Annotated in this window: 11 protein-coding genes; 2 read left to right on the forward strand and 9 right to left on the reverse strand. The window is 64.9% G+C overall.

Translation table 11 applies throughout. The features are described 5' to 3' along the window. Positions 1-80: 80 nt before the first annotated feature. Both ACXJKE_RS09050 and trhA read left to right on the forward strand, forming a co-directional pair. Positions 81-2,939 carry a DUF349 domain-containing protein gene (locus ACXJKE_RS09050; RefSeq protein ID WP_457280257.1) on the forward strand — a complete coding sequence of 953 codons (2,859 nt, stop codon included), beginning with the start codon at positions 81-83 and terminating at the stop codon, positions 2,937-2,939. Then, positions 2,936-3,706, forward strand: a complete 771-nt coding sequence (trhA, locus tag ACXJKE_RS09055; RefSeq protein WP_457280258.1) for a PAQR family membrane homeostasis protein TrhA — start codon at positions 2,936-2,938, stop codon at positions 3,704-3,706. Before ACXJKE_RS09050 ends, trhA begins: the two co-directional genes overlap by 4 nt. Before the next feature lie 107 nt (positions 3,707-3,813). On the opposite strand, the gene ACXJKE_RS09060 is transcribed toward trhA, so the two are convergent. From ACXJKE_RS09060 to ACXJKE_RS09100, 9 genes are all read right to left on the reverse strand, one after another. Then, positions 3,814-4,995 (reverse strand): ankyrin repeat domain-containing protein, encoded by a 1,182-nt coding sequence (locus ACXJKE_RS09060; protein WP_457280259.1) that lies wholly within the window; start codon positions 4,993-4,995, stop codon positions 3,814-3,816. Continuing rightward, positions 4,992-5,591: a sigma-70 family RNA polymerase sigma factor gene (locus tag ACXJKE_RS09065; RefSeq protein ID WP_457280260.1), complete on the reverse strand. Its 600-nt coding sequence runs from the start codon at positions 5,589-5,591 to the stop codon at positions 4,992-4,994. The genes ACXJKE_RS09060 and ACXJKE_RS09065 overlap by 4 nt, the downstream gene beginning before the upstream one ends. 164 nt (positions 5,592-5,755) lie before the next feature. Continuing rightward, positions 5,756-6,667, reverse strand: coding sequence for a hypothetical protein (locus ACXJKE_RS09070; RefSeq protein ID WP_457280261.1), 912 nt, complete (start codon positions 6,665-6,667; stop codon positions 5,756-5,758). A 194-nt stretch (positions 6,668-6,861) separates the two neighbouring features. Continuing rightward, a complete protein-coding gene (locus tag ACXJKE_RS09075; RefSeq protein WP_457280262.1) occupies positions 6,862-7,629 on the reverse strand; it encodes a M90 family metallopeptidase in 768 nt (255 codons plus the stop codon). 37 nt (positions 7,630-7,666) lie between these two features. Beyond that, positions 7,667-8,470 (reverse strand): UDP-2,3-diacylglucosamine diphosphatase, encoded by an 804-nt coding sequence (locus ACXJKE_RS09080; protein WP_457280263.1) that lies wholly within the window; start codon positions 8,468-8,470, stop codon positions 7,667-7,669. A 36-nt stretch (positions 8,471-8,506) separates the two neighbouring features. After that, entirely contained in the window at positions 8,507-9,016 is a 510-nt protein-coding gene (locus ACXJKE_RS09085; RefSeq protein ID WP_457280264.1) for a peptidylprolyl isomerase, read from the reverse strand. Between the two features lie 26 nt (positions 9,017-9,042). Next, a complete protein-coding gene (locus ACXJKE_RS09090; RefSeq protein ID WP_457280265.1) occupies positions 9,043-9,759 on the reverse strand; it encodes a peptidylprolyl isomerase in 717 nt (238 codons plus the stop codon). Continuing rightward, positions 9,759-11,003, reverse strand: a complete 1,245-nt coding sequence (locus ACXJKE_RS09095; RefSeq protein ID WP_457280266.1) for a L,D-transpeptidase family protein — start codon at positions 11,001-11,003, stop codon at positions 9,759-9,761. The genes ACXJKE_RS09090 and ACXJKE_RS09095 overlap by 1 nt, the downstream gene beginning before the upstream one ends. 86 nt (positions 11,004-11,089) lie before the next feature. Beyond that, complete coding sequence (locus tag ACXJKE_RS09100) at positions 11,090-12,133, reverse strand: L,D-transpeptidase Cds6 family protein (protein ID WP_457280267.1); 1,044 nt, start codon at positions 12,131-12,133, stop codon at positions 11,090-11,092. Positions 12,134-12,397 lie beyond the last annotated feature (264 nt).

Below are 12,397 nucleotides of genomic sequence, written 5' to 3' on the forward strand. Positions count from 1 at the left end.
ACCCGCTGCCGCCCGCAAAGTCCTCCATTCCCCGGGGAGCCTTGCGGCTGGTGGCACTTATTTTTTGACCTTGCGTTCCCATGTTTAAATCTTCCAAACCTGAAACCCCCGCCGTGAAAACGCCCACCACCAAGCAGGCTGAAGCCCATCCGCTGGACGGCCTGACCGGCGGCGCTTTCTCTGCGCCCACATCCGGTGAACGCACAGCGCGCATCCGCACCTGGCTGGCGACTGAGCCGTCGGCAGAGCAGATGGCCGAGGTCTATAAAGACCTGGCCAACCGCGACAAGGGCGCCGCCAAGCCGCTGAAAGAAAAGCTCGACGAGCTCAAGCGCAGCAAGGGCCAGGAGGCCGTGGCCGCCGAGTGGGCCGAAAAAGCCCAGGCGCTGCTGGCCGTGCCCAAGCTCAACCTGGCCGACGCCCTGGCCTGGCAGCGCGACGCCGCCAAGGCCGGCGCGCCGCTGTCCAAAGAGCCGCTGGCCGGTTTGAAAGTGCAGCTGGCCGACCGTGTCAAGACCATTGAAGACCTGCAGCACCGCACCCAGGTGCAGCGCGAAGCCGCCGTGCTGCTGGCCCAGCGCACCGAAGTGCTGTCGCTCAAGCCCTGGCGTGATGCCGAAGCGGCTCTCGAATCCCTGCGCGGTGACGTCACGCACTGGCAGTCGCAGGCCGATGACATCACGCATGACGCCAACTGGGCCAGTGTGGACGCCAAGTTCCCGCCGCTGCTCGACGCATCGCGCGCGCAGCTGCTCGCCGTGTGGGAAGCCTTTCAAGGCGCGCTCGCGCAGGCCCAGAAGGCTGCTGAAGATACGGCAGCGCCGCTGCCCGCAGTGCCGGTGTGGGCCGACGAGCTGCGCGCCGCGCGTGGCCTGCCCCCTGCAGCGGGTGAGCAGCCTGCACGTGCGCCCAAGGCCAAGATCGACCCGGCCGTGCTCAAAGACATGCGCGAAAAATCGTCGGCCATCGTGCAGGAAGCGCTGGCACGGCTTGAGCACGAAGTCACCGAAGGCCATGGCAAGTCCACCCCCAAGGTAGCGGCCGACCTGCGCCATGCGCTCAAGGAACATATCCGCAACATCGACAGCAAGCTCGAAGCCGCCGCGCACGCCGCATTGACGGCTGCCGGCGAACTCGAAGGCTGGCAGCGCTGGCGCGCCGACCAGATCCGCGAAGAGTTGGTCGTGAAAGCCGAGGCCCTGGTGGCCAAGCCGCTGGGCGGACGCAAGCAACAGGAAGCCCTGCGCGCCATGCGCGAGCAGTGGAAGACCAGCGACCAGGGCGGCACGCCCAACCACGCGCTGTGGAAGCGTTTTGACGATGCCTGCAACGAAGCGCACAAGGTTGTTGAGGCCTGGCTGGAGAAGGTCAAAGAACAAAGCGAAACCGTCAAGGCCGAGCGCAAGCTGCTGATCGACGAAGTGCTGGCTTGGGCCGAAGCCAACAAGGGCAACACCGACTGGAAGCACCACATCCGCAGCCTCAATGGCTTTGTCGAAAAATGGCGTGAAGCCGGTCATCTGGGTGAAAAGGCGTTTGCCGAAATCCAGCCGCAATGGAAAGCCGCGATGGACGCCGCAGACGCTCCGCTGACCGCTGCGCGCCACGACAGCATTGCACGCCGCAAGGCCATGATTGAAGAAGCCAATGTGCTGGGCGCCGAGCCGATGTTGCGCATCGACGCCGTCAAGTCGCTGCAACAGCGTTGGCAGCATGAAGCGCAGGCCGTGCCGGTCGAGCGCAAACAAGAGCAAAAGATGTGGGACGCCTTCCGCAAACCCATCGACGATGCCTTCCAGCGCAAGACTGCCGAACGCGAAAAAGCCGCTGCGGCGCTGGGCGAATACGACCGCATGGTGCTGGACGCATCCAAGGCCGTTGAAGCCGCCACCGCCAGCGGTGATGTGCAGAAGATCCACGCGGCTGCCAAGGCACTGGAAGCGATTGTGCGCGGGCAAGTGCCTGTGCCCGCACCGGCTGCGGTACCTGCTGCTGCCCCAGCGGCGCCGTCGGTCGAAGCCGCATTGGCTGATGCGAACGCTGTCCCGGTTTTGAAAGAAAATGAGGCTGTAGCGCCCGTGGAACCTGCGCAAGCAGCTACAGAAAACGTAGCAGATGCACCTGCTGCCACGGAAGCCGCCAGCGAAGCGGCGGCCACCGAATTTGCCGAATCCAGCGAGCCGGCGAGTGCGCCTGCCGAACCGGCACCCGCGCCCAAGCCCGCACCCAAACCCGTGGTGGCACGGCGCGGGGACGACCGCCCGGGCATGAAGAAACCTGAGCCCGCAGCGGCCGGACGCGGCGGCAAGTTTGGCGACCGCAAGGATTCGCGCCCGGGCAGCAAGCCCGGCGGCCCGCGCCAAAGCACCGACAACAAGTTTGAGCCTTACCGGGAAGGCCGCGATGACCGCGGCCCGCGCGGTCATGATCGGGGAGACCGTGGCGACCGCAATGCACGCCCTGCATTCGAAGAGCGCGGCCCACGCCTGGGCGATGCCGCCTTCCGCGCCCAGCGCGAAGCCTTTGAGGCCGCCAACCAGGCGCTCAAGAAACTCGCGATGCAGGCGCATGGCGAAGTGCTGACGCACTTGCTCACCGCCTGGGAAAAGCGCGACCCCACTCAACTGCCGAGCGCGCAGGACCTCGGCAAAGCCGTGGCGCCGGCCGTGCGCAACCGCTGGGTGCAGGCCGTCAGCACGCCCTCGGGCAAGGACGCTTCCGAAGCGCTGCTGCGCCTGGAAATCGCCGCCGAGCTGCCCACGCCCGCCGAGCACATCAGCGCGCGCCGCATGCTGCAGTTGCAACTGCTGACCAAACGCAATGCGCCCGCACCGGCCGAGACCTGGGGTGAAGACACCGCCCAGGTGCTGGCCGCCGACTTTGACGCCGGCAACGCCAGGCGTGTGCAGAACGTGCTGAAGGCATTGCTCAAGCGATGACCGATTCGGCAGGCCCTGACGTAGCTGACGCAGTATTGCGGACGCAGCGCAGGGCCGCCCCAAGCAAGTCCAGCCCCCTCGGGGGGCAGCGCATTACACGAAGTGAAAAGCGTGGGGGCCAGGAAGACCGGCAACAGACGCTGGGTGAGGAAATCGCCAACAGCGTGAGCCACGGTCTCGCGCTGCTCGCCGCGCTGGTGTCGGCGCCTTTCCTGGTCATCGCCAGCGCGCGCGACGGTGACGCGCTTGATGTGGCGGCAGTCTGCGTTTTTGCCGCCACCATGGTGGTGCTGTATTTCACCTCGATGCTGTACCACGCCTTGCCTGCCATCCGGGCGATGCGTGCCAAGCGGGTGTTCCAGGTGTTGGACCACGGCGCCATTTACCTGCTGATTGCCGGCACCTACACGCCCTTCACGCTGGGCGTGCTGCGCGGGCCCTGGGGCTGGACGCTGTTCGGCCTGGTCTGGGCCATGGCGCTGGCTGGTGTGGCCGTCAAAGCCTTCGCGGGCGTGCGCTGGCCACGGCTGTCCACCATCCTCTACCTCGCCATGGGATGGATCGCCGTGATCGCCATCAAGCCGATGCTGGAGCTGATTCCAGGCTGGGGGCTTTTCTGGCTGGTGGCCGGCGGGCTTTTTTACACGCTCGGTGTCGGCTTCTTTGCCACCGATTCACGGTTGCGCTACGGCCACTTTGTGTGGCACCTGTTTGTCGCGGCCGGTACGGTGTGCCATTTTGTGGCGGTGCTGTATTACGCCGGTTGAAATTTCCGGCCTGCAGCTGCTATTAAAAATATAGCTGCTTGCGCTTACCTCTATTGGTTTAGAGGCCGATTTTCATATAAACCGCGAGCGCAATGCGGCTCTTGCGCTCAGGAAGCCGCTTCAATCAGGTGGGCAATCCCGTCAAAGCCCAGCCGCCGCGCATGCTGCAGGGCGTTAAGCCCTTCCTGATCCACCAGCGCCGGGTTGGCCCCGGCTGCCAGCAGGCGCTGAACCACGGCGGTGTGGCCTTGCATGACGGCCAGGATCAGCGGCGTGCGGCCTGCCGTATCGGCTGCATTGACGGGTGCACCTTGCTGGAGCAGGCGTTCCAGCAGCGCCAGGCGCCCTGCGCGCGCCGCGTCCTGCAGTGCACCTGCCAGACGGTTGGGCCCGGCACCTGGTTCCGCACGTGGTGCGAACTGCAGGGCGCTTTCCTGCTTTTGTAGAGGCGCTACGGCGCGTGCTGCAGGCGCGGCGGGCGCTGCTGCGGCAGGCGCCGCAGGTGCGGGGCGTACAGCCGGCGCTGCTGCGGCCATATCAGCCTGCGCTGGTGGCGCCGACAGCGATCCGGCCGCGGCGCCGGCCATGCGTGGCACGATCGAGGGCTGCGCATTTTCCTGGACGGCGGCGGCAGGCGCGGGCGCGGCAACGGGCGCTGGTGCGGGAGGCGGCGCGGCTGGAGGGGCTGCGGCAGCCAGTGCTGGCGCGGCTTCAGCTTCTCTTTGCCGGACAACAGGTTCAGTCACCGGGGGCGAGGCCACTGCTTTGTCCTGCGCCGCAGGAGCCGGTGATTTCGAAACCGGCTTTGCAATGTCGGCAGATCGTTTTTTGGCGTCGGCCTCGGTGGCGGGTGGTTGCGGTGCCACCAGAGCGGGAACTGGAGCCTTCGATGGCGAAGCTGCCGGCGGTGAAGCTGGCGACGATGACGATGACGATGACGATGACGATGAAGGTGTTGTGGCGCTGGGCTGGCCAAACGCCAGTTCTTTTTCCTCGTCGGTGCCGCGGTCAAATTGCAGCACCAGCAACCCGGTCAGGCCAGCCAGCGCAAAGCCCGCCAGCGCGGAGATTTTCCAGCGCGACTGGTTGGCTGCCGGGCGTTGCGCTGCATCGATGGTGGCCCCGGCTTGTGGTGCGCCTGCCTGCTTGCCGGCTTCGATCACCATCTGCGCGTGGGCGCGCACGGCGTCGCGCACATGCGCGCCGGGGCGGCGTGTGTCGTCTGCGCTGGCCTCACGGTAGCGCTGCAACAGCTCGTCGCTGTGCGGGCTGTGATCAGGCTCTGTCATGCAAACTCCTGTAGCTGCTGGCGCAGGCTGTTCCGGGCATAGCGCAGGCGGCTCTTGGCGGTTTCAAAGCTGACGCCGGTCGCGGTGGCGATGTCTTCCACGCTCATGCCGGCTTCGGCCTGCAGCAGGAAGGCTTCGCGCTGTTCCCGGGGCAAGCGTTCGACCGCGGCAATCAGCGCGGCCGCCTGCTCGCTGGACTCCAAACGGCGCACCGGGCCGAAGCCCGAGTCGGCTGCCAGCGTATCGCCAAGGCCCAGGCCTTCTTCATCGTCGCCGCGTCCATCGATGCTGACGTGCTGCTTTGCCGTGCGGAAGTAATCAACCATCCGGTTGTGCGCCATGGTGAACAGCCACGTTTTGAACTTCGCTGTCACCGTATAGGTGGCGGCACTGCGGGCCACGGCAAACCAGACATCCTGCAGCAGGTCGTCGGCCACCGCCTGCACCCGCACACTGCGAAACACATAGCGCCACACGCCCAGTTCATGCCGCGCATACAGCGCATCAAAAGCCGCCATGTCCCCGGCCGCATAACGCAGCATCAGCGATTCGTCGCTGTCTTCGGCTGCATCGTTGGTCGGCGTGGCGCTGGGCATGTACCAGATTATCACGGCGCAACGCGCGATCTTTCTCACGACAACAGACCACCGCGCAGGGGCTCTCCAGACCAGCAGGGGCCGCGGAACCGGCTTTGCCGGGCCGCAGGCGCAGCGCCCCCTCGGGGGGCAGAGAGTTACACGAAGTGAACGAACGTGGGGGCTCAATACCGTGGAGGGTCAGGCACATAAGACGGGTTTCCTGACTGCGGGAACGGATCAGGGATGGGGTTGCGCGCGACGGGTTCGCGGATCACACCGCTGGCGATGAGGTTCTCGCGGCTGTCGTAGCGGATGCGGATGACCTCGTTGGGCTGTGTTTGCAGGCGCGCGAAGGTGGTGTGCGATACCAGTGAGTTTTCCCGTGCGCCGTGGCCCGTGCCCAGTTTGGGGGCTGGCAGGGGGGCGGAAGGCAGCCTTCTGACCCGGCCTTCGGACAGGGCAGAAGCTTCCGCGCTGCCGCTGGCGCGGTCGGCCAGCGCGGATTTTCCGGCGTTGGATGATTCCGCTAAAGGTGCCGGTGGAGCTGATGAAGGCGAGGGGGCGTTTCGCAGGCCCAGTGATGCGTCGGCCTCGCGCTCGTTGCGGCCGGAATAGGCGGGCGCCTGGGCGACCGGCTCGGGAGCTTGCTCCCTGAAGAGCGCCACACCGATCACGCCGACGTTGCCGGGCCTGCCGGTGCGGCCGGCGTAAGAATCCCCAAGCGCAGAAAATTCAAATGCCGCGACCTCGCTGCTGCTTTTGCGCCAGCCGGTGACCTGGTACTGCTGCCAGGGCGAAAACACATAACCGGTCTGGTCCCAGGCGGCGGTTTCGCCGCTCAGCACGTTCACGCCGTCGACGGCGGTCACGGCCAGCACCCGTTCACCGAGCTTGTTGCGCACGGCGATGGCGTATTTGGCGCCGTATTGGCCGGCCACCCAGTATTCGCCGCGGTGGTGGTACAGCGGCAGCGTGGCGCCGGTGTTGCGGTCAATCACGGTCACATCGGCCAGCCGGCCGACGGCCTGCGCGGGCAGGGCGGCCATGGTGAGGATGGCCAGCAGGATCGAAGAGGCAAGAAGGGGGGTTTTCACGTGAGCTCCAGAAAGTGGTGGAGCCCATTGAAACGAAGGGGCGGGGAAAATGGGGTTAAGCCGGCCTGAAAAGAGGCAAACCGGGTCGGCCTGTTGCTATGTATTTGATAGCTGCTTGCGCCCGTTCAGATTGGGTTAAGGGGCGATTTGTCTCTCCGAAATTGTCAGCGTGGCGCCGGAAAGCCGCCGGGCGCTTATTTCGGCATAAAAAACTTGTCGAACAGCACCGTCAGGGGCGCGAAGTCCTGTGTGAACCGTGTGCGGTTCACAAAATAGGCTTCGCACGCCACGGCAAAAAATTCGGCCGGTGACCTGGCGCCATAGCTGTCCAGCCATGGCGGCTCGGCGCCGAAGCGTGTGGCCATGGCGACTTTTTCGCAGAACCCGTCGTAAGCCGGCTGCATGACCGCATGCCACGAGGTGAGGGCACTGCGCGTGGGCAAGGGCGGGCAGCCGTCGGCGGCGCCATCGCGCATGTCGATCTTGTGGATGAATTCGTGAATTACCACGTTGTGGCCGTGCTCGGCCGAGTCGCCCGCGCCCGCCACGTCCTGCCAGCTCAGTGTGACGGGGCCGCCCTGCATGGCTTCGCCCAGCAGCTCTTCGCTGTAGTGGTGCACCACGCCGGCCTGGTCGGTGACCTGGCGGCGCGCCAGCATGGCGCCGGGGTGAACCACGATGCCCTTGAAGTCGTCGTACCAGCGCAGGCCCAGGTGCAACACCGGCAGGCAGGCTTGTGCGGCAATCGCGACCGCCATTTCATCGGTGACCTTCAGGCCGTGTGCGCCGGTGAATTCCTTTTGCTTCAGGAATTTGTCGGTCAGTGCGTTCAGCTCTTGCAGCTCGGTGACCGGCCGCCGGGCCAGAAAAGGGAACTGCAGCAGGGTGTCCATCCACAGGGTTTCCGGGATGGTTTTGGCAGGGGCTTTGGAGCCGCCAAGTGTTCGTAACCAGTTCAGCATGGGATGAAGGTTGTGGTTAAGCGAAATGAAACAAGGGTCAGCACAGCGCAATCCTTTGCAGCCCGCCTGCGGACAGGCGCAGCACTTCCGCGCGCGGCGCCGGGGCGCCCAGGTCCCAGTCGCTGAGCACCACGCGCGACAGGCCGCCACCCAGGTCATGCACGGCAGGCTTGTGCGTGTGGCCGTGAATCAGCGTGCGGGAATTGGCCGCCTGCAGCCACTGGCGCGCAGCCCGGGTGTCGACGTCGGCATATTGTGCGCCGGACTTCTTGCGCGCTTCGCTTTGCTCGCGCAGCCCGCGCGCAATCGCCTGGCGTTCGGCCAGCGGCCTGGCGAGGAAGGTGCGTTGCCATTCGGGGCTGCGGACCTGGCTGCGAAAGTTCATGTAGTCGACATCGTCCAGGCACAAGGCGTCACCATGCGACAGCAGCCAGCGCCGCCCGGTGCCGGCGGGAAAAACCAGCACGGTCGGGTCTGCCAGCAGAGTGGCGTTGCACAGGTCCATCAGGGCCTGGCCCACCAGGAAGTCACGGTTGCCGTGCATGAAAAACAGGGCCAGCCGGCCTGCAGCATTGCCCATGGCCTGCACGCAGCGCGCGTCAAAGCCGGCGGCAGGGTCCAGCAGGTCGCCTTCCACGGCGTCATCGCCGACCCAGACTTCAAAGAGGTCGCCCAGGATGAAGACCGCATCGGCCGGCGTGGTTTCAAGGTAGTGCTGCCAGGCCGCGAAGGTAGCGGGCTCCGAGGCCTGCAAATGCAGGTCGGAAATGAAATCGACCGTGCGCCACACGGGCGGAGCCGGCAGCTCCGCTATGGGGGGCACGGCCTGGGGGGTGTTCACCGGCTGGATTTCGGCAAGCGCGGCCCGAAAGGGCACTCAGGCCACTGCAACGGCTTTTTGGATGATCACGTCTTCCATCGGAACGTCGTCGTGGAAGCCCTTGCGGCCGGTCTTGACGGCCTTGATCTTGTCGACGACGTCGGTGCCGGCCACTACCTTGCCGAACACGGCATAACCCCAGCCCGATGCGTTCGGTGCGGTGTGGTTCAGGAAGCCGTTGTCGGCCACGTTGATGAAGAATTGCGAGCTGGCCGAGTGCGGTGCGTTGGTACGCGCCATGGCTACGGTGTAGTTGTTGTTCTTCAGGCCGTTGTTGGCTTCGTTCTCGATTTCGCCGTCGGTAGGCTTTTGTTTCATGCCTGGCTCAAAGCCGCCGCCCTGCACCATGAAGCCCGGGATGACGCGGTGAAACACCGTGTTGGCGTAATGGCCCTTGTTGACGTAGTTCAGGAAGTTGGCAACGGTCTTGGGTGCCTTGGCGGCGTCGAGCTCCAGCGTGATGACGCCGTATTCGGCGATGTGGAGGTCTACTTTGGGATTGCTCATGATGGTGTCCTGTAGGGCTGTGTCAATTAATTGACGAGGGTTGCTGATTTGATGAGAACGGGCGTCTTGGGAACGTCCGTCGGGAAGGGGCCGCCGGCGCCGGTGGGCACGGCCTTGATCCTGTTCACGACGTCCATGCCGCTGACGACCTTGCCGAAAACGGTGTAGCCAAAGAGCTGGGGTGCGTTGACGAGCTGGGCGCGCGGGGTGTTTTCATAGACGCGGCCCTGGTATTCAAACTTCGGAACCGGGTCTCCGGGGGGAATCACCGTGGGGTTCAGGAAATCGTTGTCCTTCACGTTGATGAAGAACTGCGACGAGGCGGAGTTGGGGTCGTTGGTGCGCGCCATGGCCAGGGTGCCGACCACGTTTTTGGGGCCGCCCTTGGCGAGCGCCTCACGGCCTTCATGCGGCACCGGCGGGCGGGTTTTCTTCTCGGCGTAGGTGGCGTCGTAGCCGCCGCCCTGCACCATGAAGTTGCTGATCACGCGGTGGAAAATCGTGCCGTCGTAGTGTTTGTCCTTGACGTACTGCAGGAAATTTTCAACGGTCTTGGGCGCCTTGTCGGGATAGACCTCGACCACGAAGTCGCCTTCGCTGGTGACGAACTTGACCTTGGGTGCGCTTTGCGCGAGCGCCGGACCGGCCAGGAGGGCCACGCCCGCCGCCGCTACTGCTGCGAGTGTGGCGCGGCGCAAGGGAGAAAACACCGCGAGCGCGGCAAACGTCCTGTGAACTGCCATCAAATGGTTCCTTCGAAAAAAATCTTCCACTGGTTTCCCTGGCGGATCCAGTACTGGCGTTTGGTGCGGCCGGTTTTGGCGCCCTTGATCAGTTCGCCAAAGGTTACCACCATCGTATCGGTGCTGTCGGTCCAGCGCAGGTAAGAAACGTCCTTGAGCAGGATGTCGCGCCCACCGAGTTGCTTGAGCTCGCTTTGCAGCAGCGGCGTCCATTCGGCCAGCGTCTTGCCGTAGCTTGTGAAGTCGGGTGTGTACCAGGTTGTAAGTTTGGCCATGTCGCCGCTGGACTTGGCATGGTGCCAGCTTTGCAGCGCGGTTTCGAACGACCGGGTGTCGGCCGCCAGTGATTGCGGCGCCACCCATTTGAGGCTGTGGGCAATCACGACGGGCGTGCTGCGCACCTCGACGGTGCGGATGATGCGCTCCAGGTCGGGGTTGGCCAGCACGACGCATCCGTCGGTGGACAGCGGTGCCCGGGAAAACTGCGCCGGTGGTGTCCCGTGCAGCCAGATGCCGCCGCCGGTCTTGCCGCGCTTGACATCGAGCTGGTTGGGGTAGTTGATGGGCAGCGCGCCCGAGCCGTAAAAGTCGCGCAGCGATTTGGGGTTCAGGTTGCTGGTGATGTAGTAGACGCCGACCGGCGTGCGCAGGTCGCCTTCGACGGATTTTTCAATACCGGATTTTCCAACCGAGATGTAATAGTCCGCCACGAGTTTGAGGCCCGCGCTGGTGTTTTCAAACAGGTAAAGGCGTGACCTGGACGCATCGACGGCAATGGCGTGTTTGTTACGCGATGAAAGCACCAGGAATTGCGACGGCACCAGGCCGGGGGCGGGCCTCTCGCGCAGCGCGCGCAGGCGCAGCAGCGACTCCTGCCGCAACTCGGCCAGCAGGGCTGCCGCGGCCTTGGCAGCAGCGTCTGGAACATCGCCGGGCGTGCGCACAGGGCGTGTAAAGCCGGCCAGCAAGTCGCCGTAAACCAGTTGGGCCAGCTGGAAGTTGGGGTGGTCCTTCACGAGGCCTTCGGCCTTGCGCAGGGCTTCGCGTGAATTTGCCTGGCCGATCAGTTTGTAGATTTCAATCAACCGGGCTTCCGCTTCGCCGCCGCGCGCCTCATGCGGGGCGGAGGCTTTTGCCGGGGCGGGCCGCTTGGTTGTGTGCGCGCGGGTTTCGGCCCGCGCAGGCGAAAAGGCCAGCACCAGGGACGGTGCGATGAAGAGAAGCATTGCGGCCGCTTTTTTCATGCGGGCTTCCACGAAAGTTTGCCGGCCAACACAGACGGACAGGAACAGGCTGAACAATGCACTTGGGTCAGGCCGGCCGCCAGCGATCAGCCGCCTGTGGATTCCTTGACGATGACCCAGCGATCACCGGCCTTGGCCATCTCCAGCGTCTTGCGGCTGGAAATATTGATGGAGTCGGCGCTGTAGTCCTGCTTGAACCTGGCCGTGGCCTTGGCGCCCTGTACGGCGATGGCCAGGTCGGAGAGCTTCACGCTGATGCGTGACTTGCCGACGATGCGCGCGCGGCGGTCTTCTTCCCAGGCCTTGCGTGCCTGCTTGCCGGGAGGTGCAAAGTTCTGGCCGTAGCTGCTGAGGTAGCCGTTCATGTCCTTGTCGGACCAGGCCTGAGCCCAGCTGCGCACGGCTGCTTCGACTTCTTTTTCGGTGCCTGCGGCGGCAGCCGGTGCTACGGGTGTTGCCGGTGGCGCGGCAGGAGCAGGCGCTGCGGCCACCGGGGCTGCCGGCGCTGGCTTGGCAGCCGCTGCGGGAGCCGCAGGGGCCGTTGTGGCCGGGCCAGACGTCGGTGCGCCGGCAGCCGGCTTGGTCGGGCTTTTTGATTCGGCGGAGAACAGGGTGCGGATCAGTGCCAGCTTGGGCGGAACGGCAGCGTTGCCGCCGTCGAGTTGCAGGGCCTTGCTGTAGGCCTGGCTGGCGAGCCTGGCGTAGACGTCGCCCAGGTTTTCATGTGCGGTGGCGTAGCTGGGGTTGGTCCGGATCGCCATTTCAAGCGCCGCCCGGGCCTTGTCGAACTGGCTCTGGCCGGCATACAGCACGGCCATGTTGTTGTAGGGCTCAGGCAGCTCGGGGTAGTCTTCGGTGATTTTGGTGAAGGTCGCGATCGCGTCGCTGGTCTTGCCGGTTTCGGTCTGGATCACGCCCTTGAAGAAACGCATTTGCGGGTCGCGCGGCTTGCTGGCGAGGTACTGGTCAACCTTGGCCTGCGCCTCGGCATACTGGCCGGCACGCATCAGGCGGCTGACGTCGGCGTAGTCGTCGGCATGGGCAACGGACACCGACAGGGTGACCGCCACGGCCAGCATGCGCAGGGCGGCGGACAGCGGATTGCGTGTAAGGAAGTTTGGCGTGGGCATGGCACTCTCGCGATTTGTTTTAAAGCCCCCGGTGCTGTTTTGGCAGCCGTTGGGCGGAAAGTCAACATAAACAGCCAGGCTTTTCAGGGCGCTCCGGGAGCCGCTGAACGTTGTCCGACGGGCTGGATATACTGGGCGATTGTAACTGAGGGGGGTATAGTTCATGGCCCCCAGAATCCCGTACTTTCCGTTTTTATCGCACGTTTTCGCGTGTACGCCGAATGGCCCTTGCCCGCCCGCGGCGTCCGTGAGATAAAGCTTCTT

The organism is Polaromonas sp. P5_D5, from assembly GCF_054049435.1.